Origin of the sequence: Streptococcus mitis, from assembly GCF_000960005.1 — a bacterium.
GTDB lineage: Bacteria > Bacillota > Bacilli > Lactobacillales > Streptococcaceae > Streptococcus > Streptococcus mitis_CK.
In genome coordinates this window covers 924534-947532 of sequence record NZ_JYGP01000002.1, presented here as the reverse complement: position 1 = coordinate 947532, position 22999 = coordinate 924534, and the positions used below count along the sequence as shown (strand labels likewise).

General features: G+C 38.1%; 28 protein-coding genes. 23 read left to right on the top strand and 5 right to left on the bottom strand.

Going from position 1 to position 22999, the window contains the following annotated elements; genetic code table 11:
• Positions 1-50 precede the first annotated feature (50 nt).
• From TZ90_RS06080 to TZ90_RS06070, 3 genes are all read left to right on the top strand, one after another.
• Positions 51-1010, top strand: coding sequence for an ROK family glucokinase (locus TZ90_RS06080; RefSeq protein WP_045612009.1), 960 nt, complete (start codon positions 51-53; stop codon positions 1008-1010).
• Between the two features lie 99 nt (positions 1011-1109).
• Entirely contained in the window at positions 1110-1544 is a 435-nt protein-coding gene (locus TZ90_RS06075; RefSeq protein ID WP_001043052.1) for an HD domain-containing protein, read from the top strand.
• A gap of 50 nt (positions 1545-1594) precedes the next feature.
• The gene (locus TZ90_RS06070; protein ID WP_000158615.1) at positions 1595-2434 is read left to right on the top strand and encodes a thymidylate synthase; all 840 of its coding nucleotides are present in this window, start codon (positions 1595-1597) and stop codon (positions 2432-2434) included.
• On the opposite strand, the gene TZ90_RS10370 is transcribed toward TZ90_RS06070, so the two are convergent.
• Together TZ90_RS10370 and TZ90_RS06060 are read right to left on the bottom strand one after the other, a co-directional pair.
• Positions 2431-2649, bottom strand: a complete 219-nt coding sequence (locus tag TZ90_RS10370) for a hypothetical protein (protein WP_200893278.1) — start codon at positions 2647-2649, stop codon at positions 2431-2433. The genes TZ90_RS06070 and TZ90_RS10370 overlap by 4 nt on opposite strands.
• A gap of 167 nt (positions 2650-2816) precedes the next feature.
• Positions 2817-2987: a DUF3042 family protein gene (locus TZ90_RS06060; protein ID WP_001051780.1), complete on the bottom strand. Its 171-nt coding sequence runs from the start codon at positions 2985-2987 to the stop codon at positions 2817-2819.
• Between the two features lie 120 nt (positions 2988-3107).
• Between TZ90_RS06060 and miaA the strand changes: the two genes are divergently transcribed.
• From miaA to TZ90_RS06035, 5 genes are read left to right on the top strand one after another with little or no spacing between them, the layout of a single operon-like run.
• Positions 3108-3992, top strand: a complete 885-nt coding sequence (gene miaA, locus TZ90_RS06055; protein WP_000850199.1) for a tRNA (adenosine(37)-N6)-dimethylallyltransferase MiaA — start codon at positions 3108-3110, stop codon at positions 3990-3992.
• On the top strand, positions 3985-5223 hold the full coding sequence (gene hflX, locus TZ90_RS06050; RefSeq protein WP_000567350.1) for a GTPase HflX: 1239 nt from the start codon (positions 3985-3987) through the stop codon (positions 5221-5223). Before miaA ends, hflX begins: the two co-directional genes overlap by 8 nt.
• Complete coding sequence (locus tag TZ90_RS06045; protein WP_045612007.1) at positions 5216-5839, top strand: cystathionine beta-lyase; 624 nt, start codon at positions 5216-5218, stop codon at positions 5837-5839. The genes hflX and TZ90_RS06045 overlap by 8 nt, the downstream gene beginning before the upstream one ends.
• 14 nt (positions 5840-5853) lie before the next feature.
• Positions 5854-6783 (top strand): ribonuclease Z, encoded by a 930-nt coding sequence (gene rnz / locus TZ90_RS06040; protein ID WP_000354340.1) that lies wholly within the window; start codon positions 5854-5856, stop codon positions 6781-6783.
• A 20-nt stretch (positions 6784-6803) separates the two neighbouring features.
• Positions 6804-7559 carry an SDR family NAD(P)-dependent oxidoreductase gene (locus tag TZ90_RS06035; protein WP_045612004.1) on the top strand — a complete coding sequence of 252 codons (756 nt, stop codon included), beginning with the start codon at positions 6804-6806 and terminating at the stop codon, positions 7557-7559.
• Positions 7560-7596: 37 nt separating this feature from the next.
• Here TZ90_RS06035 and TZ90_RS06030 read toward each other — a convergent pair whose 3' ends face one another.
• Entirely contained in the window at positions 7597-8502 is a 906-nt protein-coding gene (locus TZ90_RS06030; protein ID WP_045612002.1) for a helix-turn-helix domain-containing protein, read from the bottom strand.
• Between the two features lie 386 nt (positions 8503-8888).
• Here TZ90_RS06030 and TZ90_RS06025 point away from each other — a divergent pair, with 386 nt between their 5' ends.
• The 7 genes from TZ90_RS06025 (at position 8889) to TZ90_RS10535 (ending at position 14049) form a co-directional block, all read left to right on the top strand.
• On the top strand, positions 8889-9863 hold the full coding sequence (locus TZ90_RS06025) for a hypothetical protein (protein WP_045612000.1): 975 nt from the start codon (positions 8889-8891) through the stop codon (positions 9861-9863).
• Between the two features lie 32 nt (positions 9864-9895).
• Positions 9896-10486, top strand: coding sequence for a hypothetical protein (locus TZ90_RS10540; protein ID WP_024056545.1), 591 nt, complete (start codon positions 9896-9898; stop codon positions 10484-10486).
• A gap of 81 nt (positions 10487-10567) precedes the next feature.
• Positions 10568-10984: a hypothetical protein gene (locus TZ90_RS06015; RefSeq protein ID WP_045611998.1), complete on the top strand. Its 417-nt coding sequence runs from the start codon at positions 10568-10570 to the stop codon at positions 10982-10984.
• 319 nt (positions 10985-11303) lie between these two features.
• Positions 11304-11924 carry a hypothetical protein gene (locus TZ90_RS06010; protein ID WP_045611997.1) on the top strand — a complete coding sequence of 207 codons (621 nt, stop codon included), beginning with the start codon at positions 11304-11306 and terminating at the stop codon, positions 11922-11924.
• Positions 11925-12343: 419 nt separating this feature from the next.
• Positions 12344-12820, top strand: a complete 477-nt coding sequence (locus TZ90_RS06005; protein WP_228112106.1) for a hypothetical protein — start codon at positions 12344-12346, stop codon at positions 12818-12820.
• 32 nt (positions 12821-12852) lie between these two features.
• Complete coding sequence (locus TZ90_RS06000; RefSeq protein ID WP_235285512.1) at positions 12853-13782, top strand: hypothetical protein; 930 nt, start codon at positions 12853-12855, stop codon at positions 13780-13782.
• A gap of 105 nt (positions 13783-13887) precedes the next feature.
• On the top strand, positions 13888-14049 hold the full coding sequence (locus TZ90_RS10535; protein WP_235285511.1) for a hypothetical protein: 162 nt from the start codon (positions 13888-13890) through the stop codon (positions 14047-14049).
• A gap of 256 nt (positions 14050-14305) precedes the next feature.
• Here TZ90_RS10535 and TZ90_RS05995 read toward each other — a convergent pair whose 3' ends face one another.
• Entirely contained in the window at positions 14306-15214 is a 909-nt protein-coding gene (locus TZ90_RS05995) for a LysR family transcriptional regulator (protein ID WP_001222592.1), read from the bottom strand.
• A gap of 758 nt (positions 15215-15972) precedes the next feature.
• On the opposite strand from TZ90_RS05995, the gene TZ90_RS10255 reads away from it, so the two are divergent.
• From TZ90_RS10255 to TZ90_RS05960, 8 genes are all read left to right on the top strand, one after another.
• Positions 15973-16080, top strand: a complete 108-nt coding sequence (locus TZ90_RS10255) for a QVPTGV class sortase B protein-sorting domain-containing protein (RefSeq protein ID WP_004256158.1) — start codon at positions 15973-15975, stop codon at positions 16078-16080.
• Between the two features lie 131 nt (positions 16081-16211).
• Entirely contained in the window at positions 16212-16946 is a 735-nt protein-coding gene (locus TZ90_RS05990; protein WP_045611995.1) for an ABC transporter ATP-binding protein, read from the top strand.
• A gap of 12 nt (positions 16947-16958) precedes the next feature.
• Positions 16959-18974: an FtsX-like permease family protein gene (locus TZ90_RS05985; RefSeq protein ID WP_045611993.1), complete on the top strand. Its 2016-nt coding sequence runs from the start codon at positions 16959-16961 to the stop codon at positions 18972-18974.
• 80 nt (positions 18975-19054) lie between these two features.
• On the top strand, positions 19055-20629 hold the full coding sequence (locus TZ90_RS05980; RefSeq protein WP_045611992.1) for a sensor histidine kinase: 1575 nt from the start codon (positions 19055-19057) through the stop codon (positions 20627-20629).
• Positions 20610-21206: a response regulator transcription factor gene (locus TZ90_RS05975; RefSeq protein ID WP_000698194.1), complete on the top strand. Its 597-nt coding sequence runs from the start codon at positions 20610-20612 to the stop codon at positions 21204-21206. The genes TZ90_RS05980 and TZ90_RS05975 overlap by 20 nt, the downstream gene beginning before the upstream one ends.
• 47 nt (positions 21207-21253) lie before the next feature.
• On the top strand, positions 21254-21523 hold the full coding sequence (locus TZ90_RS05970) for a YqgQ family protein (RefSeq protein WP_000051787.1): 270 nt from the start codon (positions 21254-21256) through the stop codon (positions 21521-21523).
• On the top strand, positions 21523-21903 hold the full coding sequence (locus tag TZ90_RS05965; protein WP_000259256.1) for a rhodanese-like domain-containing protein: 381 nt from the start codon (positions 21523-21525) through the stop codon (positions 21901-21903). Before TZ90_RS05970 ends, TZ90_RS05965 begins: the two co-directional genes overlap by 1 nt.
• 88 nt (positions 21904-21991) lie before the next feature.
• A complete protein-coding gene (locus TZ90_RS05960; protein WP_000660081.1) occupies positions 21992-22219 on the top strand; it encodes a hypothetical protein in 228 nt (75 codons plus the stop codon).
• Between the two features lie 42 nt (positions 22220-22261).
• On the opposite strand, the gene TZ90_RS05955 is transcribed toward TZ90_RS05960, so the two are convergent.
• Entirely contained in the window at positions 22262-22987 is a 726-nt protein-coding gene (locus tag TZ90_RS05955) for a 16S rRNA pseudouridine(516) synthase (protein WP_045611990.1), read from the bottom strand.
• Positions 22988-22999: the final 12 nt, after the last annotated feature.

Below are 22999 nucleotides of genomic sequence, written 5' to 3'. Positions count from 1 at the left end.
CTATTACTGTAAGCATTTTCAATTAATTCATAATGAAAAAGGAGAATATGATGAGTCAAAAGATTATTGGGATTGACCTTGGTGGAACTTCTATCAAATTTGCAATCTTAACAACAGCAGGAGAAATCCAAGAAAAATGGTCTATCAAGACTAACATTTTGGATGAGGGAAGTCATATCGTAGATGATATGATTGAGTCTATTCAACACCGTTTGGACTTGCTTGGATTGGTGGCAGCGGACTTCCAAGGTATTGGAATGGGGTCACCAGGTGTGGTTGACCGTGAAAAAGGAACTGTTATTGGTGCCTACAACCTCAACTGGAAAACCCTTCAACCAATCAAAGAAAAGATTGAAAAAGCCTTGGGCATTCCATTTTTCATCGATAATGATGCCAACGTAGCAGCTCTTGGTGAGCGTTGGATGGGGGCTGGTGATAACCAACCAGACGTTGTTTTTATGACACTCGGTACTGGTGTTGGTGGCGGTATCGTCGCTGAAGGCAAATTGCTTCACGGTGTTGCTGGTGCGGCAGGTGAGCTTGGCCACATTTCTGTTGACTTTGACCAACCAATCGCATGTACTTGCGGTAAGAAAGGTTGCCTTGAGACAGTTGCTTCAGCAACAGGGATTGTCAACTTGACTCGTCGCTATGCTGATGAATACGAAGGCGATGCAGCCTTGAAACGCTTGATTGATAACGGAGAAGAAGTAACTGCTAAGACTGTCTTTGACCTTGCAAAAGAAGGAGACGACCTTGCTTTGATCGTTTACCGTAACTTCTCACGTTACTTGGGAATCGCTTGTGCTAACATTGGTTCAATCCTAAACCCATCAACAATTGTTATCGGTGGTGGTGTGTCAGCTGCAGGAGAATTCCTTCTACAAGGTGTTCAAAAAGTCTACGATGAAAATACTTTCCCACAAGTACGCACATCTACTAAATTAGCTCTTGCAACTCTAGGAAATGACGCTGGAGTTATCGGAGCAGCATCACTTGTATTGCAATAAAATAAAAATGACAGAGCTTGGTGATTCATCAGGCTCTTTTTCAAGATCATAATTGTAAATATAACTCTTAACTTTTTGATTTTAGAAAGGAGATTTTAAATGAATAAGTCAGAACAATCCATGTTTGAATTGGCTTTGTCCATTGCAAAAAAAGCACATGAGGGACAATATGATAAGGCTGGAGTAGTTTATATCAAACACCCTCTTTTTGTAGCAAGTCTGGTCGATACGCAAGAAGAAAAGGCAGTCGCTCTATTGCACGATGTTCTTGAAGATAGCCCTTATACAGCAGAAGAACTAATATTGGCTGGTTTACCAGAGACTGTTGTTACTGCAGTGCAGGTACTGACCAAGAAAAAGGGACAAGATTATCAACAATATTTGGAACTTGTTAAATCGAATCCTATAGCACGTTGTGTCAAATTAGCAGATTTGAAACATAATTCAGATTTATCTAGACTAGCTACAATTACTGAAAAGGATCTGGAACGATTTGAAAAATACAAGAAAGCTATTGATTATCTGAGCATGTAGAAAAGCTTTTTTTATGCTATACTAGTTAGGACAATAAATGAGGTGAGAGAGTGACAAAAGCAGATACGATTTTTAAAGAAAATATTGAACGAATCCTCAAAGACGGTGTCTTTTCTGAGCAGGCCCGTCCCAAGTACAAGGATGGGACTGTTGCCAACTCCAAGTATGTAACGGGTGCATTTGCCGAGTATGACTTGGCCAAGGGGGAATTCCCCATCACAACCTTGCGTCCTATTGCTATCAAATCCGCCATCAAGGAAGTGCTCTGGATTTACCAAGACCAGTCCAATAGCCTAGAGGTACTTAATGATAAGTACAATGTTCACTACTGGAATGACTGGGAAGTGGGAGATACAGGAACCATCGGTGAGCGCTATGGTGCCGTTGTTAAGAAACACGATATCATCAATAAGATTCTCAAGCAGTTGGAAGCCAACCCTTGGAACCGCCGCAATATCATTTCGCTCTGGGATTACCAAGCTTTCGAAGAAACAGATGGGTTGCTCCCATGCGCCTTTCAGACTATGTTTGATGTCCGCCGTGTAGATGGAGAAATCTATCTGGATGCGACCTTGACCCAGCGTTCGAATGATATGCTGGTGGCCCACCATATCAATGCTATGCAGTATGTGGCTCTTCAAATGATGATTGCCAAGCATTTTGGCTGGAAGGTTGGTAAGTTCTTCTACTTTATCAATAATCTCCATATCTATGACAATCAATTTGAACAAGCTCAGGAATTGCTCCGTCGTGAGCCGTCAAACTGCCAACCACGTTTGGTTTTAAATGTGCCAGATAAGACCAATTTCTTTGATATCAAAGCAGAAGATTTTGAATTGGTGGATTATGACCCTGTCAAGCCACAGTTGAAGTTTGACCTAGCTATTTAATACTCTTCGAAAATCTCTTCAAACCACGTCAGCGTCGCCTTACCGTAGGTATGGTTACTGACTTCGTCAGTTCTATCCACAACCTCAAAACAGTGTTTTGAGCTGACTTCGTCAGTTCTATCCACAACCTCAAAACAGTGTTTTGAGCTGACTTCGTCAGTTCTATCCACAACCTCAAAACAGTGTTTTGAGCTGACTTCATCAGTCTTATCCACAACCTCAAAACAGTATTTTGAGCTGACTTCGTCAGTCTTATCTACAACCTCAAAACAGTGCTTTGAGCAACCTGCGGCTAGTTTCCTAGTTTGCTCTTTGATTTTCATTGAGTATAAAAGAATAGAAAAAAGAAGTTGAGACAATGAATCCCAACTTCTTTTGTTTCTTAACGTGATACGCGGCGGCGAGCTGCTTTTTTACGGTTTTCTTCGATGAAAGCTGCTTTTTGCTCTTCTGGTTCGATTACTTTCTTTTTAAATGCGTATACTGCACCTGCAACTGCAGCGACAGTTCCTGCGACACCTGTTACAAGACCTTTAGCGAATCCTTTAGCCATGAGTCTTCCTCCTTTATATTCTATATCAGCCAGCCACCTCAAGAGGTCACATTTTTCTGACTGATCTTTTTGTGTTATAATAATAGTAACGAAAAAATGGGAATTTTTCAAGGAAAAAAGATGAAAACAAAAATAATTGTGATTGTTGGACCGACTGCTGTTGGAAAAACAGCCCTTGCCATTGAAGTGGCCAAGCGTTTTAATGGCGAAGTGGTTAGTGGAGATAGCCAGCAAGTCTATCGAGGTCTAGATATTGGGACGGCTAAGGCTAGTCCAGAAGAGCAGGCAGCTGTTCCCCATCATTTAATCGATGTTAGAGAGGTAACCGAGTCTTACTCGGCTTTTGATTTTGTTTCAGAAGCTAAGATGGCTATTGAGGATATTCATGGTCGTGGCAAGCTAGCCATTATTGCTGGTGGGACTGGGCTTTATATCCAGAGTTTGCTTGAAGGTTACCACCTGGGTGGGGGGACACCTCATAAGGAGATTTTGGCCTATCGGGCTAGTTTGGAGCCTTATACAGATGAGGAATTAGCCTATCTGGTGGACCAAGCAGGCCTTGAGATTCCCCAGTTTAATCGTCGTCGTGCAATGCGTGCCTTGGAAATTGCCCATTTTGGTCAGGATTTGGAAAATCAAGAGAGTCTATATGAACCGCTGATTATCTGCTTGGATGATGAGCGCAGTCAATTATATGAACGTATCAATCACCGAGTGGACCTGATGTTTGAAGCTGGACTTCTAGACGAAGCCAAGTGGTTGTTTGACCATTATCCAGATGTGCAGGCTGCTAAAGGGATTGGTTACAAGGAACTCTTTCCTTATTTTCGTGGAGAGCAGACCTTGGAAGAAGCCAGTGAGAGTCTCAAACAGGCGACTCGTCGTTTTGCCAAGCGTCAGTTGACCTGGTTCCGTAATCGCATGCAGGTGACCTTTTATCATATTGGAGAATCTGGTGTGCAAGACCGCATTTTAAGCCAGATAGAGGAGTTTTTAGATGATTGATACGGAGAAAAAAGAGGAGCGAGTCCTGCTCATCGGTGTGGAATTGCAGGGGATGGACAATTTTGACCTCTCCATGGAAGAATTGGCCAGTCTAGCCAAGACAGCTGGAGCAGTCGTAGTCGATAGCTACAGACAAAAACGTGAAAAATATGATTCCAAGACCTTCGTAGGCTCTGGTAAGTTAGAAGAAATTGCGCTTATGGTGGATGCAGAAGAAATCACCACTGTCATTGTCAACAACCGCTTGACTCCAAGGCAAAATGTCAATCTAGAGGAAGTTCTGGGTGTTAAGGTCATTGATCGTATGCAGTTGATTTTGGATATCTTTGCCATGCGAGCTCGAAGCCATGAAGGGAAGCTCCAAGTTCACCTAGCCCAGCTCAAATATCTCTTGCCTCGCTTGGTTGGTCAGGGAATTATGCTCAGCCGTCAGGCAGGGGGAATTGGTTCCCGTGGACCTGGTGAAAGCCAGCTGGAGCTGAACCGTCGTAGTGTTCGCAATCAAATCACGGATATCGAGCGTCAGCTCAAGGTGGTTGAGAAAAATCGGGCGACTGTCAGAGAAAAACGTCTGGAGTCTAGCACCTTTAAGATTGGTTTGATTGGTTATACCAATGCTGGGAAATCAACCATCATGAACACCTTGACCAGTAAGACCCAGTATGAGGCAGATGAGCTATTTGCGACTCTAGATGCGACGACTAAGAGTATCCATCTGGGAGGCAATCTCCAAGTAACTTTGACAGATACAGTTGGCTTTATCCAAGATTTGCCGACAGAGTTGGTGTCCAGTTTTAAGTCAACCTTGGAAGAAAGCAAGCATGTAGACCTTCTGGTTCATGTTATCGATGCCAGCAATCCTTACCATGAGGAGCATGAAAAAACAGTTCTGTCCATCATGAAAGACCTGGACATGGAAGATATTCCTCGCCTGACCCTTTATAATAAAGCGGATTTGGTGGAGGATTTTACGCCTACCCAAACGCCTTATGCCCTCATTTCTGCCAAGTCTGAGGATAGTCGTGAGAACTTGCAGGCACTATTTTTAGAGAAAATCAAGGATATTTTTGAATCTTTTACCCTGCGCGTGCCTTTTTCTAAGTCCTATAAGATTCATGATTTAGAAAGTGTAGCGATTCTGGAAGAACGTGATTATCAGGAGGATGGCGAAGTGATTACAGGCTACATTTCCGAGAAAAATAAATGGAGGTTAGAGGAATTTTATGACTGATATTAAAACGTTGGCTCTAAAATATGGGGGCTATACAAGTCTGGACAAGGTCTATCTAGATCAGCTTCTAGCTGGTAAAACAGAGCAAGAGCAGTTGGCACTGATCACACCTCCGCCCAGCGTGGTCAATGCTTACTTTGCAGAACTCTACCAGAAAAAAAGTCCTGAGGCTGCGACGGATTATTTTGTGGAACTCAGTCAAGAACTGAATCTTTATAATACTGAGCCGAGTTTCACCCTAGAAAATAAGCCTTTTATTCGTCTTAATCTGTCTGGTAAATCCTTTGGTTTTTGTTATGAGAGTGAGGGACTGGGTCGAATTTTCTCTGAAAATAAGGAGAAGATCTCGGATGACTTACTCTTTGAGATTGCGCAAATTTTCCCCCATCAACTGGTCTTTGAAGAGTCTGGCAAGATTTACATGAAGGCTGTTGGAGATGAAGAAGTTGTTAGCATGGAGAGTCTCACAGCTTTGACTGATTTGGAAAGCTTGGCTGATGGTCGCAAGCGTCTTAAAGGTTACAGCCAAGAGGAGTTATTACAAGAAGCCACAGTTTTTTCTGGCAAGCGCTATTTCCGATCGGAAAACCGCACAGCCATGTTATATATTGATTAATTAGAAAGTATCGAATGGATATTCAATTTTTAGGAACGGGGGCTGGTCAGCCCTCTAAAGCCCGCAACGTATCAAGTCTTGCTTTGAAACTTTTGGATGAGATTAATGAAGTCTGGCTCTTTGACTGTGGTGAAGGAACACAAAATCGTATTTTAGAAACCACAATTCGACCACGGAAGGTCAGCAAAATCTTTATTACTCACCTACATGGTGACCACATTTTTGGTCTACCTGGTTTTTTATCTAGCCGTGCTTTTCAGGCCAATGAAGAGCAGACAGATTTGGAAATCTATGGCCCGCAAGGAATTAAGTCATTTGTCTTAACCAGTCTTCGTGTGTCAGGTTCGCGACTGCCTTACCGCATTCATTTTCATGAGTTTGACCAAGATTCTTTAGGAAAAATCCTTGAGACCGATAAATTCACTGTGTATGCAGAGGAGTTGGATCACACTATTTTCTGCGTTGGCTATCGTGTCATGCAAAAGGACCTAGAAGGAACGCTAGATGCTGAAAAACTCAAGGCTGCTGGTGTCCCATTTGGCCCACTTTTTGGGAAAATCAAAAACGGCCAGGATGTTGTTTTGGAAGACGGTACTGAAATCAAGGCAGCAGACTACATCTCAGCTCCACGTCCAGGTAAAATTATCACTATTTTAGGAGACACTCGAAAAACGGATGCTAGTGTGCGTCTGGCTGTCAATGCCGATGTCCTTGTCCATGAATCGACTTATGGCAAGGGTGATGAAAAAATTGCTCGTAACCATGGCCACTCTACTAACATGCAAGCTGCACAAGTAGCGGTAGAGGCAGGAGCCAAACGCCTCTTGCTCAACCATATCAGTGCCCGTTTCCTCTCAAAAGATATCAGCAAGCTCAAGAAAGATGCTGCTAGCATTTTTGAAAATGTCCATGTGGTCAAAGACTTGGAAGAAGTGGAAATCTAAAAGATTGGGAAAGGATAAGTATGCCTACTATTCTTATTACCGGAGCTAGCGGTGGTCTAGCCCAAGAAATGGTCAAACTCCTGCCAAATGACCAACTCATCTTGCTTGGTCGAAATAAGGAAAAATTAGCCCAACTCTACGGAAACCATCCCCATGCAGAATTGATTGAAATCAATATTACCGATGATTCAGCCTTAGAAACTCTGGTAGCAGACCTCTATCTCCGCTATGGCAAGATTGATGTTTTGATAAACAACGCTGGTTACGGAATTTTTGAGGAATTTGACCAGATTTCTGACCAAGAGATTCACCAGATGTTTGAGGTCAATACCTTTGCTCTGATGAATCTGTCTCGACGCCTTGCGGCCCGTATGAAAGAGAGTCGAAAAGGCCATATCATCAATATCGTTAGCATGGCAGGTTTGATTGCTACTGGCAAGTCCAGTCTTTACTCAGCGACCAAGTTTGCGGCCATTGGTTTTTCAAATGCTCTGCGCCTCGAACTCATGCCCTATGGAGTCTATGTGACAACAGTCAATCCAGGACCAATCCGAACAGGATTTTTTGACCAGGCCGACCCAGATGGCACCTATCTCAAGTCAGTTGACCGCTTCCTGCTAGAACCAGATGCAGTGGCTAAAAAGATTGTCAAGATTATAGGAAAAAATAAACGAGAACTCAATCTTCCTGTTTTGTTGAATCTAGCCCATAAGTTTTATACTCTCTTTCCCAAGCTAGCTGATAAGTTGGCAGGGGAAACTTTTAATTATAAATAAAAAAGTTGTTCCTAACATGGAGCAACTTTTTTGACGATTAGAACAAATCAATACCTGTCTTATTTAATGCGTGGCAGTGATAGGTGAAGGCATTGATAAAATTAGAGTAGTATTGCTGATCAATAAATTTTGCGCTTTGAAGATAATTAAATAGATTTTTCGCTAAAGGAATAGCCTCAGGTTTATTCCATCTAAATTGATTGTAAACATGTTCAACTTCTAGAAACATGAGGGGAATAGCTAGATAGCCTCGTTCGAAGGTCTGAAGTGATTTAATTTTTTTAATAATATCATCAGCCTTTTGATAGTAGCCCAATTCAGAGAAGTATTTTGCAGAGAAAGTAAGAGCATTTAAAATACGTATGTAGGTGTCAGTATTAGCACTTTCTTTGTACATAAGTAGTAATTGTTTGGTCATATGGTCAATGAGTTCCATCGGGCAATGATTGACGATAACACGATAAATTTCAAGTTCGATACTATTAAAGACATCCGATTTCATTAAATGCTTGATAATGTTTTGAATTCTGGCAACGGTTTCTGGACTCTTTGATATGGTTGGATAATGTCTTAATTTAATAGATTTAAAAATCATTTCTGCTTGAAGTGGATTGTCTTTTAGATAGACATCAAATAATTTTTCGTATTCTTCAATGTAAGTGAGGATATCTTCTTCATGGACCACATGCTTGCCAAATTCAATAGCAGGTAATTCTAAGCAGTCTCCACCTTTATTTGCATAGGCGAGAACAAAATCATTCCATTCAACTCCGATAACAATTAAAAGTTTGGCAAAGTTTTCAAGTGAAATTCCTTTTTCTCCTTTTTCAAATTGACTTAGGAACTGTGGTGATACGATATCTGAGGCGGCTTCCTTTAGGCTGAGTCCTCGTGCTTCGCGCAGGTACTTAAATGTAGCTCCAAATGGGTATAGATTTTCCATAAATAATCTCCTTACATACTTCTAAGACTATTATACAAAAATTTAGAGAAAAAAATGGAGAAAGAAAACTATAGTTACAAAATATTAGAATTCTATGCTATTTTTTATTTTTATGAACAAGATTGAAACTATAGTTTAAATAGCGAAAAATTTAAATATCTATTATGGTATGATAAGGGAAAGGATAGGAAATAAAGTTAGGTTGTTATACTAGTATAACAAGGATTGACTTATCACTCAATCCTATTCTATCAGCCATCAAAGGAGAAAATGAAATGGAGAAAATTTAAATTCTCGACGCTAGAAAACTATCATATTTACTTTTAAGGTTATAAGACAATTATCATAAATTTTTTGAAAAATAGAAATATATAAGGAGTTTTATTATGAAAAACAGAAAAATGTTGGCTTCTTCTTTACTAGCCGGTGCTTTATTGTCAGTAGGTTATGTAGCTTTTAAACCGACAGAGGTTCATGCCTTAACAGATATGAGTGTAAAAGATACTCAAAATCCCTTGAAAATCACATTGATAGCCACTACTGGGAACCCGGTTTATTCAGGAAGTGTGCTGGTAGATATTAAAAGAAATTCTTCTACTGATAATCCATCTTTGTATTATGATTTAGTTAATGAAGATACAGGGGCTATTGTATCTAGTTATAACTTTAATAGTTTTGGGGATCAAACTAGAAGTCAATCCCATGTTTGGTTACTATATGCTGAAGATGGAAGATATCATATTGATGTTTATAGTGAAAAAGACTTTGGGAAAAGATATTTTGGTCGGTCAGAAGTATTTAAAGTATCAAATCACGGATATGTACCTATAACAAATTCAGAGACACCGAAAGCTACTGAAACTCCAAAACAATCTACTAACTCTAACTCAGGTCAGACTGGTTGGTCAGGTTCTTCTTACTACAAAGCTGGTGTGAAAGTAGTCAATCAATGGATTTTTGATGTTCAGTATAATTCATACTTCTACCTAAATGCTTCAGGTAACTTTGTTCAAAATGCTTGGTCAGGCAACTACTACCTTAAGTCAGGTGGCTATATGGCTAAAAGCGAGTGGATTTACGATAAAAACTATAGTTCATACTATTACCTAACATCTGAGGGTAGCTATGCGCGTAACACTTGGGTAGGTAGCTATTATCTCAAATCAAATGGTAAAATGGCTAAGAGCGAATGGGTTTATGATAGCAGCTATAGCTCTTACTATTACTTAACATCAGAAGGAAGCTATGCTCGTAACACATGGGTGGGTGACTACTATCTCAAGTCAAATGGTAAGATGGCAGTTAACGAACGTACACCAGATGGCTACAAAGTAGATGGCTCAGGTAAGTGGGTAAAATAAAATTTTTTTGAACTGGGAGAAAAGGGAAAATAATGGAAAAACATGAAAACCAAATGAACGAAGAGGTAATCGTAGAAAAAGTCGAAGATACTGAAGAAGTGACCGTAGAAAAAGTCGATGAGACTACGGAAAGAATGGAAGAATCAATTAATGAAGTAGTTACAGAGAAGCCTGATAAAGTAGAAGCACTCAAAAAAGAGGCGTCAATTTTTGTAGAAAAAGCTGGAAAACAAATCGAAAATCTAGATATGAATGGTCTCATTGAAAAGATTAAAAAACTATTTGAAACAAAACCTCTACAATCTATCGGGATAAGCCTAGCTATCTTTCTTGTTCTGTTCTTTGGAATTCGTAAATTAACCAGTGATCCCTTAGATGGAACTTATGAAATTTTAACAAGACGTGATCATTTAGTCATGGTGATTAAAGGAAATGCTGGGACCGTCACCTCTGAAGATTCAGACGGAGACAAAGAAAAAAGATTAGTGAAAATTAATAAACAAAAGAAAGTATTGACAATAACAGACGATGAAGGAAGAGAAATAGGAAAAACAAAATATATGTTAAAAGATAAAGAACTCTATCTTCAAGAGCCAGATCAAACCTTTAACCGAGTAAAATAGACAACGCATTCAAAGCTTACCTCAGTACCCTAAAAGTTACTGGGGTAAGAAATTGTATATTGTATATAGGGAGAATATCAAATGAAATTTAAAAAATTAATAACTCTAGCTAGCTTGGTTGGCCTAATTACTTTCTTATTGCCTGTTGTTACATCAGGTAATCAATCACTAGCTCCGGTAAGTGAGTACGTAGTTGATTATCTAAATGCGCCTTCCCAATTTATGGTATTTATTGTTTGGTACGGTGCATTTGTAATCACTTTATTATTATCTTTATTTATAGTAAATAGAAGAGTAATAGCAATTATTCAGTCACTTGTCATTATTTTATTAAGTGCATTTAGTTTGTTTATTCATTTTACATTCTTGAATGAAATAGTTGGTAGAGCACAATTAGGTTACGGAGCTATTCTATATTTTATCTGTGTTTTGATAAATGTTTTTGCGGCGATTATGATTATAAAAGGTGCTAAATCTACTAGTAAACGGATTGATTAAATAACTTCTTTTCAGTAGTAGTTGGGATGAATGTACTGGTAATAGCAGATTTTTTAATAAAATAGAAAAAAGATGGAGAATGAAGTGGAAGAGAAATCAGTATTATTAGAAAGTAATTCATCTAACAAAATAGAGAAAATGATGAGGCAAAGATATGCAGATATCCAATCTTCAGCAAATAATCTATAATCGTGATACTAAACTAATAGAAACATCTAAAAAATGGTGGAAATTTTGGAATTAATAAAAAATCATAACAATATTTGTACAATAACTGTTATACTTTTATGGAAAAATAAATAATATTTAGGAGTCTCTTATGAAAAAAAGAAATACTTTACTTATCTTAGGCGCACTACTTTCTAGTGTCGGTTTAGCAGCTTGTTCATCATCTATGGATACAAAAGGAAAAGGTATTGCTCAGTTAATGAACGACAATCAAGAAAGAGTTTTCTATAGTGTGATCGATTCTAATCATGATTCACTACCTGGAAAAGATGAAAGAGTAAACTACGTCTATATTACAAAAGGCGGAAAACTGAACGGTTACGAAATAGGCGGGGGAACTGTTGGTGCAGCCGTAGAGCTTTATATGGATGATGTTGTAGGCAAAAACATCAATGAAGTTAAAAAATTAGCTGAAGAAAGATCAAAAAAAACTTTTGAAATCGATAAAGTTACAGCCAAGGTAAACACAGATTCATCAGGGAATAACACTACAGAAGAAGAAATAAAATTATTTTTTTACGAAAATAAACCAGATTATCTTACTTACGTATCTCTAACTAATGGACAAATTCGTGATAAATACTATGCCGGATATATTGGATACACTTCCAGCCTCGTTTCTTCTGGAGATTTACTCATTACCGAAGTTTCTAAAGGAAATGTAATAAACTTTGATAAAGCAGATGGTAAAATTGTAGAAGAAAAAAAATAAACAAATAAAGTATCAAATAAAATTCTTTGATGACATTGTAGCTCTTCTTAGATGAACGATAATCACCAGATTTTAATTTACGTTCTATCTTTTCAAAATCAACAACAGCATTATAATCATCCAACGCCAAATCCAAACGAGTTATTTTAGCTTTTAAATCTAATAACAATTAAAAAAACTGTTCCAGTCACTATCAATCTTTTGAGCTAAATCTGTGCATCTCTAACCTGTCCAAACATAATTCCTAGACATCGATGAATTAATCATTTTATAGATTTATTCCATGTTTTCTTGACGACAAGAAACCTAGACTGTTTTTATAAACTTCTATTTTAGGTGAGATTTGGTATCCTAAATGGGTTGACTTTATTAATACGCTAATTGATGATGATAATAAACAACTTATTAAAAATTCAGGTATGAGACAGTCTGATTATGATAGACAGATTAAACGTGAAAAAGAAATTAAGGAAGAGCAACAGCAGTGTGAAATAGAGATGCAAGAGGCTGCAGGAGCTCTAGTGGCTTTTGGTAGTGGATGGTATCCCAAAGATTACTATTTCATAGAAGCTATAGAGTTTTTTATCGGAGCTTTAGAAAATTTCAAAGCTGATAATATGAAGGAACTTGTAAATTTATATGATGAAACAAAGTATAAAGAATTACAGTTGAACTATCAGAAAGAAATGCTACAGTTACAAAGGGAACAATATATTGATACTAAGAAAATGCTTCAAGCATTAAGATATAACAATTATGTTCAAACGTTACAATTACAGCAGTTAGATGGAATCCGTAGAAATACAGAAGAAGCAGTTGATTACTTGAGAAATTTACATGTCCAAGAAAATCATTATCACACGCATAACCATTACCATCAAAATAATATTTATTAATTTATATAGGTGAAATTAAAATTAGAAATAATATGAAGAAAATTATAAAAATAATTACCTGTTTGTATTTATTTTGCGGCCTATTTTCATTTGTGAAGTCAGCCCAAGCTGACAGTACTGACTACAACCAACTATTGCCACAAATTACTGAGAAGTGGGAGAGTAAACAGCTATTTGAAAATAATGCAAATAGACTTGGTTACGCTTTGATGGATATTGATAAAAATGGGACGGATGAGTTATTAATCGGTCTAACTAATGGTGAAAAATGGGAACTGTTTGAAGTATATTATATGAATGGTAATACTCCAACTCCCTTATTTGATAGATTTTGGGATACAAGTCTTAGAATGGGGACAGTTATTAATACCTACACAGATGGCAGTATTATAGTGTTCGAAAGTTCTCCAGGGATTATGTCATATAGATTGTTCCAACTTTCTAAAGAAAATAAGGAGCCAACGTTAATTAAAAAAAGTGAATTTAGAGCAGGAGAAGGTGACTTAGATGAATTAAACCTTGACTCTAAAACAAAGATAGATACCTCAGCTATTGAATATACTTCTCTAAATCTCCCGATTATTGGAGATAATATGGATCCTAATCCCCCTATGCCCAAGTACTTTGTCGATGCTAAAATTGGAGATGAAATTCCTTTGCCATCTGAGTTGGTAGGTATTTGGATTAATAAGGAGCCAAATAATGGTACTAAGCCTGGTAGAGCTTCAACACTTATTTTGGGAGAGGATGGAAGCTACACTGGAACCTTTAAAGATGGAGATATTATAGGGAAGTTATCTCGTCTTAAAAAAGTGAGTGAGAACGGATTTATTGTCTTAAAAGATAATCAGGAGGGGCAAGCGTTTGCTTTTAGTGTCGGTTTAGGTGGAGGTTTGCCTCCTGGTGAGCGAATTGATTTAGGAATGGTATTGGAGGGACGGACTTTATATTCTGTGTCATAGCGAGTCAAAGAAGGAGCAGAAGACTACTCCAAACCGACTAAACAAGTAGCCTTTGTAAATCCAAATTATGGTCCTAAGAAAATAGAGAAAAAAGCAGAACAAGACGTGGCGAAACAAGGTGATACAGTGGCAGAATCAACTCAAGACAGTAGTGAGAAGACACAGCCAGAGCAAAAACTATTTAGGAGCATTCCAGTATTTGGACTGGTTGTTGGAGCTGGACTTGTCCTTGTTTTAATCTTATCTATATTTTGGTTTAAAAAATAAGATTTTATAAAAACCTTTTGATTTACTACTGGAGAAAAAAACCTCAAGAACTAGGATTGAAAGCTAGTTCTTGAGGTTTTTAGCTTATTCGATTTAGAGATATTCTCATACTAAATGACAATCAAAGAGCAAACTAGGAAGCTAGCCGTAGGTTGCTCAAAGCAGTGCTTTGAGGTTGTAGATAAGACTGACGAAGTCAGTCACATATATAATCTAAGACGAAGCTGACGTGGCTTGAAGAGATTTTTGAAGAGTATCAACTATCAAACTGGACTTCTTCTAGGAGATAGTCGATAAAGCGTTCGCCCATCTTAGATAGGCTAGTTTTTTCATGCTGGATATAGACCAGCTCGATAGGGTCATCAATGTCCAGTGGGATAGAAACGATATTGTCTCCGTTGAGGTTGCTGTTCAAAATCCCTGTCGCAATCGTGTATCCGTCCAGACCAATCAAGAGATTAAAGAGGGTGGCACGGTCACTAACCACAATAGATTTCTTGTGATGCTCTTGGGAAAGAATCTCCTCTGAGAAGTAGAAGGAGTTGTGCGTCCCTTGGTCATAGCTGAGATAAGGGAAGTTTTCTAAATCAGACAGTTTGACCTTGTCTTTTTTTGCTAGAGGATTGGTCTTGCTGACAAAGATATGGGGCTGGGCTGTGAAGAGATGGTGAGCCAGCAGGTGATTGTCATCCAGCATCTTGGTTAAAACATCACGGTTGTAGCTGTTCAAAAATAGGACACCGACCTCACTGCGGAAGTTCTTGACGTCGTCGATAATTTCCCAAGTACGAGTTTCACGAAGGAAGAGCTCGTATTTCTCCATATCGCTTTTCTTGAGCAAAGAGACAAAGGCATTGACCACAAAGGCATAGTGTTGAGACGAAACGCTAAAGAGTTCGCGGTGGGCGACAGGATTTTTATAGCGTTCCTCCAGAAGCTGAGTCTGCTCGACAACCTGACGGGCATAAGAGAGGAACTCCATCCCATCACGGGTCAAGGTGATGCCCTTGGGATTGCGGATAAAGATTTCAATGCCCATTTCATTTTCCAAATCTCTCACAGCATTGGAAAGACTTGGCTGGGTGATAAAGAGTTGCTTGGCTGCCTCATTCATGGAGCCAGTTTCGACGATTTTGATAATATAGTGTAATTGTTGAATTCTCATGTTTTTATTGTACCACACTTGCGTCAGAATCGCCAAAGAAGATAGGAAAATCAGGTGCATTGTGTGAGTCTCTGTAAAGTAGTTAAGAAGAAACTTCTAAATCATAGTAAATAAGTTAAAAAAGTAGCTGAGCAAGGTATTGTTTAGCTGTTTTTTAATTGGGCACTATAAAAATTTTCTTCGAAAATAAGAAATTTGCACGATTTACTCATTACTTATCCAATACTAGAGTTTATACTAGTTATTGTAAAGATGATCATCCAAAAGAAGGAAGGAGGCAACTTTATTGCTAAAAATACAAATCGTTCAGAGATTGATTCTCTAAGTTTTGAGGTTGAAAAGCAAGAACTTTCCGGGCAATCAGAAGCTAGTGGTACACAGCTTTTAAAATGACACTAGCAGGTCTCTGTGGATTGTGTTTCACCTATTACTATGAGTGTACGAGAAATGATGTTCGCTGTTAGATAAAACAAAAGGAAAATTCTAGTGTTTTATTACAAAATATTGACAACATTTTGATTTGGTGTTATATTTACGGGGAGAAATACAAATAGAACAAGACAACTTTGAGATTGATTCTTTGGATTGTGGAAATTAATAGCCAAGAATTGGATGGAAAATCTGCTGCTGGGTTAGGGTACGGCTGTTAGATTAACAGCACAGGGGCGCTGTGCTTGGTGGTTTGCATATTCTTATGAATGTATTTCGTCAAACGTGCGCTATGAATAAAACTCTCTATTTTTTGACAGGAGGATAAAATGGAAGGAATTATTGGAACACTAGAATTCTATGCACCTGTACTGGTCTTAGGAGTTGTTGTCATAGGGATTGTTTACTTTATGAAAAAAAGAAACGATCGCAAATAATCAACATCGACCGATACCTGAAAAAGGCATCGGTTTTTTTATTACTTGAATATATTGCACAAAATACTCATGCCAAACATTGAAAGGAACCGTATAATAAGAGAGTAATAAATAAACGGAGGAATGAAATTATGAAACAGCTTATTGTAACAGGATTAACGAAAACATTTGGTCAAGGGGATAATATCGTTCATGCTTTATTAGATGTGAACTTGTCCGTTGAAAAAGGTGAATTTCTGGCAATTATGGGTGCCAGTGGTAGTGGAAAAACAACACTCCTCAACTGTATTTCAACGATTGATAAACCAACGTCAGGTGAGATTCGATTTGAAGATTTTGACATCATCCATGCCAAGGAAAATGAACTAGCTGACTATCGTGCTAAAAACATTTCCTATATTTTCCAAGCCTACAACTTGGTGGAAACCTTGACGGTCTATGAAAATATTGTTCTACCTCTTCAAATTCAGGGGAAAAATATCAAAAAACATCAGGATAAGATTGAGGAAATTTTGGATAAGTTGGCCATCCAAAACTTAAAAGATAAGTTTCCTAATCAGTTATCAGGTGGTCAGCGACAACGCGTGGCAACTGCTAGAGCCTTGATTGATGATTCTAAACTGATTATCGCAGATGAGCCGACAGGAGCCTTGGACTCTGCCAATTCTGAAAAACTGATGGTACTTTTGCAGGAAATCAATAAAAGTTTTGGTATTACCATTTTACTGGTTACGCATGACCCTGCCGCAGCAAAGTACTCTTCACGGATGGTGCTACTTAGAGATGGAAAGATTATGGATGATTTGGAACGTAACAGCTTATCTAATGAACAGTATTTGCAAGAGATTTACAGTCGTACCAGATAGGAGGGTGAGAGTATGTATCCAAAATTGATTTTACGAAATGTATTCCGAAATTTACAGACTTATACCATCTATTTTTTCAGTCTGACATTGATTTATAGCTTGCTCTACGCTTTTAATGCTTTACCAAGCCATCCAGTGATGCAAAGTTTATCAGGGGCAAAGGAAATGTTGACGACGGTGATGAGCCAGTACATGGGCTTGCTTTCCTATCTGATTCTATCGGCGATTGCCTTTCTCATCGTTTACGCCACAAATTTTGTGCTGGGACGGCGCAAGAAAGAGCTGGGACTTTATGCAACGCTGGGAATGAAGAAGAAGCAGATTATCCGTACCCTGTTCTTTGAAACCATGCTGGTCAATATCTTTTCCTTGATTCTAGGTTTCTTGCTTGGATTGATCTTACTGGTCATTCTAGCTAAGATTGCATCTGAATTTTTTATGGCCAATTACTTTGGTAGTATGCTTTTCTTTGATAGCAAGTCTGTTATCTTACTAGTTTATTCCTATTTGGTAACCAGTTTTATTGTTGGTGTCATGGACATTCTTACCTTTAGAAAGAAAAATATCATTGCACTCATTCAAGAAAATGGGGTCAAGAAATCTGTCTTGGCAAAAGGCAAGCCAGTTCTTCAAGCACTTCTCTTTATTCTTTCGACAGCTGTTATCGGTTTTGGTGCTCTCTATTTTTCAGACTATCACCATCTATCATTCTTGAAAAGCTGGGGTATCTTGCTGGTATCTGTCTTCGTGATTTTTGTGATTTTGTTTTACAATACTTTAAGCCATTTTGTCTTGATTTCCCTTAGAAAACTGCCTCAAACTTACTATAACAAACTAAACACTTTTAAAATCCGTCAATTTTCAAAACAAGCTGATAGTAATTCGGTCACGTTGGCTGTCTTATCCTTGACCTTGACACTGGCTCTCAGCTTACTCGTTTTTAGTGGTAGTGCCTATACGACTATGAACCGAGAGCTGAACAAATACTCACCTTATGATGTAACTGTCAATCTCTACCGTGGTAAAGAGTTTCAATTTTCTCAGGAATCTGTCAAAGACAGATTGAAAGCCGATGGCTTTGACTTTAACCTCATCAAAGAGGAGTACAGCTGCCCTATCTATTCTAGTGATTTAACTTATAAAGATTTGATTGATACTAGCAATCTCTGGGATCATGATAAGAAACTTCCTGAATCAAAAGTACCGATTTTAGGAATTTCTGCCTACAATCATCTCCGCAAACTGCAAGGGAAAAAAGCGGTTGACTTGTCAGAAGACCAATTTCTAGTCAATGCCAATTATAAAGGAACTGCCAAGCAGATCCAGGACTTTCTATCAACGACCAAAACCTTCATGATTAACGGTCGTTCTCTCAACCTTGCCTCTTCAAAGCCACTTGAAACAGTTTACTTTTTATCTTCAGTAACTACAAATGACTCAGGAACCTTGATTGTACCAGATAAGGTAGTAGTTGGATTGACGGAAGACCACACGACCTATGTTGCCAATTTCAAGGAAAATATAGACAAACGGGAAGTAGAAACATTCTTGAGTCAGTGGATTGAAAAATACTACTTCACTCGTGATGGAGAAGAGTTGAATTCGTTCGTCTATCAAACGAAAGGAAGAATTTTTGAGATTTATCTTGGATTTATGGGCGTCATTGTCTTTGTCATGATTTTTGTCAGTGTTATTTTTATCATTATTTCCCTCAGTATCTTGTCCCTTCAAACTTCTACAAGCGCTTTGGATAGTGTCAATGATTATCAAATCTTATACCTTCTTGGGAACAAGAGAAAGCAAAATCGCTTTATTCTTTTGCAACAGATTCTAAGTTATTTCTTGGTTCCGCTGGTCATCGCAGGTCCGCTAGCATTTGCCTTGAGTACCGCTCTTTTGGGCTATTTTGAGAATTTCGCTAATACCAGCATTTCTATAGATATCACCTATCTGGGAGTAGCGGTCTTACTCTTTGTCCTTTACCTGCTAGTGACTTACAGAGTAAGTTGGGAAATTATTGAAAATTAAGTCAAATACCAGAGTTGCCTATCCGACAATTCTGGTATTGTGTTATAATGATATTAAAGTAGTTCAGGAAGTGGATACATATGAAACAGTTTGTCAAATCGCTCTCGAAAAACTCACTTTTATTGTGGTGGTTGACGATTTTTAATCATCTAGCTTTAATGATTTATATTTATTATAGGATTCCTCTGGACTTTTCGACAGATTTTTCCTTGCAGATGGTTTTATTGCTGATTATTGCTTTAATTGCATTTAGTTATATTTGTAATATTGTGACCTTTCGGTACAGTGAGTTGAAACTTTGGTTGCTTCTGATGATGTTTCTTATTAGCTGGCAATCCATATTTAATCAAGGAGTTGCGAGCACCCTGTTGCACTTCTTTGATATTCTTCATCCGCTCAACTCTTTTTTATTGGTGTATAGTTCTCTGTCTATTATCTTTCTGGGTGAGAAAATAGGAGAAGAACTGTTGAGTGTGTCCTTTGTGTTGACACTAATCACCATTAGTTCGTATCTGTTAAGTCCTTCAATTTTTCTATTTCTGTCCTTGTTTGCGTCTTTCTTTTTAAACCTTGTTCCCTTGATTTTACTGATTTTATATCATAAAGAGTTGAAAAGTAGACTCAAGTATCAGAGACGAAATTTGTGGATATTAGCTTTAATATTGCCTCTTTCTTATTTCTTTTTGTATATCAATACGAGGGGCGCAGGAGTGATGAACCTAGTCTGGTATCTTGAGATTATTGGAATACTTGCTTTTTTGCATCTCAAAACAATTATTAACTCTCTTCAGAAAAAGGTAGTAGAGTTGAAGTTGTCCTATATAAAAGCTTTTTCACGCTTGTTTTTACTGATTATGTTTTTGTTAGTAGGCATTTTCATCATCTTTCATTTAGACTTAAACACGAGCTTTTTGGTATTGAATATCATGTTACTATTGTTCGGGATTTGTTCGGAAGAATTGATTCGCCTTTTTCGTTCTGCTGAAATGCTAGATGCTAGGGATTATGTAAAAGTTCTCTTTTTAAAGCGTAACCGTATGGTGAAAAGTCTGCTGGCAAATGAAGACACAGAACAACAGTTCTCCGAATTTCTTCACAATGAAATCCTGCAAAATGTGATGGCGATAAAAAATTTTAATAAATATAGTAGCAATCAAGCTTTTGGTGAACAGATCAATCTGGTGACAGAGGAGTTGGTTCAGCGGATTCGTGAGCGGATGGATTATTATCAGCCAATGGTAGAAACAGACGAGCAGTTAGACATACAGTATCAAGGGCTGATTAATCGGATTGTCAAGCGCTATCACGCAGAAAATGAAGTCGTCACACAGTTTCCTGCCCACTTTAGGCTTTTATCTCCTTACGATAAAATTGCCTATCGTCTGGTTGAGGAGTTGGCGACCAATGCCGTTAAGTACGCTAGTGGTGGAACGATTTCTTTGAAGATTGATGTACATGATGACACTATTTTTATCATTTCTGAAAATGACTGCCTTCAAACAGAAAAATCCTTAGGTTATGGCTTGAAAAATATGTCTAATAAAATTAGTGTTTTAGGTGGTCAAATGCAGATTTTTGAAAATAATAAGAGATTTCGTGTAGAAATTACTCTCCCGATTGATAAGGAGTTGTGTTATGAAAATTTTGTTAATTGATGATCATAAATTATTTAGCCAAAGTATCAAGATGATTTTAGAGTTATCGGAAAACATTAAAAAGGTCCAGTTAGTAGATAATTTTTCGACTATTTCGGAGATTGCTTTTAATGACTACGACATTATTTTGATTGATATCAACCTGACGAGTCTGTATCAAGCTGATGGGCTGACCTTGGCACAAGAGATTATCGACAATGGTTGTTCTAGTAAGGTTGTGATTTTGACAGGTTACAGCAAAAAGATGTATGAACACCGAGCTAAAGCTATGGGGGCTTATGGATTTCTAGATAAAAGTATGGATCCAGATGAGTTGGTGAAAAAACTGGAAAAGATTTATCTAGGAGGTAAGATCTTTTCAGATGAAGTGATGGTAGAGGTGCTAACACCACGAGAAATCGAGATACTAGAACTGGTTAGAAATGGCTTGACTATTGATGATGTCTGTGACAAGGTCTATGTGAGTAAACGTACAGTTTCCAATCACCTGGCCAATATCTTTTCAAAATTAGGAGTGGCTAACAGGCAGGAGGCGATTCACATCGCTGAGCAGTTGGGTTATTTTCCACCAGATTAAAAAGTTGCAGAAGATGCAGCTTTTTTAAATTCTGTGATACTTCTTGTGTGAGTCTCTTCTTGAAAAAAACACAAAATTTTGCTAGAATGAGTCTTATGAAAACATTCTATGATGTGCAGCAATTCCTCAAACGATTTGGTATTATTGTTTACATGGGAAAACGCTTATATGATATTGAACTGATGAAGTTGGAACTCTCTCGGATTTACGATGCAGGGTTGATGGACAAATTAGACTATCTAGAGGCAGAAGCGGTTCTACGCAGAGAGCACAAGGTAGAATTGGATTATATTGAGAAAAATGGAGAAAAGAACTAATGGTTACTTGGATTTTGTGGGCACTTATACTGGCAATGTTGGCATGGATGGGCTTTAACTATCTTCGTATTCGCCGTGCGGCTAAAATTGTAGACAATGAGGAGTTTGAAGCCTTGATTCGTACGGGTCAATTGATTGATTTGCGTGATCCAGCAGAATTCCACAGAAAGCATATCCTTGGGGCCCGCAATATTCCTTCAAGTCAGTTGAAGACGAGTCTTGCAGCCCTTCGTAAAGATAAACCGGTCCTTCTCTACGAAAACCAACGTGCGCAACGAGTTACAAATGCAGCTCTTTACTTGAAAAAACAAGGCTTTTCTGAGATTTATATCCTTTCTTATGGCTTGGATTCTTGGAAAGGGAAAGTCAAGACTAGCTAACCTTATTTTCAAATTAGTCGAATGATGGGATGAAGCTATTGTTTTGTAGTATAATTAATTTGTATAAAATTTAAGGAGTTCTTAGAACATGAAAGAAAAGAAGAAAAATCCACTTTTTGTGGGTATCTTGTCGATTATTCTTGGTTTGTTATTTCCGTTGGGAGGTATTGGTTTAGGTATTACCAGTTTATTGTATGCTAACTCACTTCAAAAAGAATCTGGACTAGACTATAAAACAGAAAAAATTATAGCTATTGTAGGGATTGTAGTTTCCGTAATTAATTGGGTTTTAGGATTGATTCTTTTTATGAATTAAGTAGTGTAAAATAAAAAAGCTTTATTTGAAAGCTTTTTTGTTTTATCCACTTTTCTCTAAGTAGTTTTTAATGATTTTCAATTCCTCTTGGTTCAAGGGACGGTATTGACCTTCTGCTAGTTCTGGATCTAATGTAAACTCACCGAACTGAATTCTTTTGAGGGAGGTCACTTTGACACCAACCGAGAGAAACATTTTCTTAACCTGATGAAATTTTCCTTCTGAAATGGTGATGGAGGCTTGACTTAAGGAAGGACTTGCAGATAGAATCTCTAGTCTTGCAGGTTTACAGATAGTGCCATCTAAAAAGACAATTCCCTTTTGAAAGGCTTGGATATGGTCAGGTGTCAGAAGTCCATTAACCTCAACTCGATAAGTCTTATCGACATGATATTGGGGATGGAGGAGTTGAAAGCCCAAGGGACCGTTATCGGTCAAGAGGAGGAGTCCTGTCGTATCTCGGTCCAGTCGGCCGACTGCATAGAGCTTGTCAGACTGGATGTCAGGTGACAGCAGGTCCATGACAGTTGGAAGTTCCCTGTCTTTATTGGCTGTAACGACACCAGCAGGTTTATGAAGCATAAGGTAGGTGTGCTCATAGCCTTGAATGATTTGGTCCTGAAAAAGGAGTTCTTGTATACCTGTATCGATATTTTGGGCTAGGGAGAGGGCTGGGCGACCATCGACGAGAATGTCCCCTTTGAGTAAGGCTTGCTTCATGGCCTTTCGGCTGATTTTTTCTTGAGCTAATAAATTATCTAAACGCATACTGTGCCTATC

Excerpts from the sequence above, each read along its gene's own strand:
- TZ90_RS10255 (WP_004256158.1), top strand. The coding sequence starts at position 15,973 with ATGGAAGGAATTATTGGAACACTAGAATTCTATGCACCTGTACTGGTC.
- TZ90_RS06030 (WP_045612002.1), bottom strand. The coding sequence starts at position 8,502 with ATGGAAAATCTATACCCATTTGGAGCTACATTTAAGTACCTGCGCGAA.
- TZ90_RS10540 (WP_024056545.1), top strand. The coding sequence starts at position 9,896 with ATGGAAAAACATGAAAACCAAATGAACGAAGAGGTAATCGTAGAAAAA.
- TZ90_RS06060 (WP_001051780.1), bottom strand. The coding sequence starts at position 2,987 with ATGGCTAAAGGATTCGCTAAAGGTCTTGTAACAGGTGTCGCAGGAACT.
- TZ90_RS05980 (WP_045611992.1), top strand. The coding sequence starts at position 19,055 with ATGAAACAGTTTGTCAAATCGCTCTCGAAAAACTCACTTTTATTGTGG.
- TZ90_RS06010 (WP_045611997.1), top strand. The coding sequence starts at position 11,304 with ATGAAAAAAAGAAATACTTTACTTATCTTAGGCGCACTACTTTCTAGT.
- TZ90_RS06005 (WP_228112106.1), top strand. The coding sequence starts at position 12,344 with ATGAGACAGTCTGATTATGATAGACAGATTAAACGTGAAAAAGAAATT.
- TZ90_RS05955 (WP_045611990.1), bottom strand. The coding sequence starts at position 22,987 with ATGCGTTTAGATAATTTATTAGCTCAAGAAAAAATCAGCCGAAAGGCC.
- TZ90_RS05965 (WP_000259256.1), top strand. The coding sequence starts at position 21,523 with ATGGTTACTTGGATTTTGTGGGCACTTATACTGGCAATGTTGGCATGG.
- rnz (WP_000354340.1), top strand. The coding sequence starts at position 5,854 with ATGGATATTCAATTTTTAGGAACGGGGGCTGGTCAGCCCTCTAAAGCC.
- TZ90_RS06080 (WP_045612009.1), top strand. The coding sequence starts at position 51 with ATGAGTCAAAAGATTATTGGGATTGACCTTGGTGGAACTTCTATCAAA.
- TZ90_RS05975 (WP_000698194.1), top strand. The coding sequence starts at position 20,610 with ATGAAAATTTTGTTAATTGATGATCATAAATTATTTAGCCAAAGTATC.
- hflX (WP_000567350.1), top strand. The coding sequence starts at position 3,985 with ATGATTGATACGGAGAAAAAAGAGGAGCGAGTCCTGCTCATCGGTGTG.
- TZ90_RS06015 (WP_045611998.1), top strand. The coding sequence starts at position 10,568 with ATGAAATTTAAAAAATTAATAACTCTAGCTAGCTTGGTTGGCCTAATT.
- TZ90_RS05995 (WP_001222592.1), bottom strand. The coding sequence starts at position 15,214 with ATGAGAATTCAACAATTACACTATATTATCAAAATCGTCGAAACTGGC.
- TZ90_RS06000 (WP_235285512.1), top strand. The coding sequence starts at position 12,853 with ATGAAGAAAATTATAAAAATAATTACCTGTTTGTATTTATTTTGCGGC.
- TZ90_RS06075 (WP_001043052.1), top strand. The coding sequence starts at position 1,110 with ATGAATAAGTCAGAACAATCCATGTTTGAATTGGCTTTGTCCATTGCA.
- TZ90_RS06025 (WP_045612000.1), top strand. The coding sequence starts at position 8,889 with ATGAAAAACAGAAAAATGTTGGCTTCTTCTTTACTAGCCGGTGCTTTA.
- TZ90_RS05990 (WP_045611995.1), top strand. The coding sequence starts at position 16,212 with ATGAAACAGCTTATTGTAACAGGATTAACGAAAACATTTGGTCAAGGG.
- TZ90_RS05985 (WP_045611993.1), top strand. The coding sequence starts at position 16,959 with ATGTATCCAAAATTGATTTTACGAAATGTATTCCGAAATTTACAGACT.
- TZ90_RS05960 (WP_000660081.1), top strand. The coding sequence starts at position 21,992 with ATGAAAGAAAAGAAGAAAAATCCACTTTTTGTGGGTATCTTGTCGATT.
- TZ90_RS06045 (WP_045612007.1), top strand. The coding sequence starts at position 5,216 with ATGACTGATATTAAAACGTTGGCTCTAAAATATGGGGGCTATACAAGT.
- TZ90_RS06035 (WP_045612004.1), top strand. The coding sequence starts at position 6,804 with ATGCCTACTATTCTTATTACCGGAGCTAGCGGTGGTCTAGCCCAAGAA.
- miaA (WP_000850199.1), top strand. The coding sequence starts at position 3,108 with ATGAAAACAAAAATAATTGTGATTGTTGGACCGACTGCTGTTGGAAAA.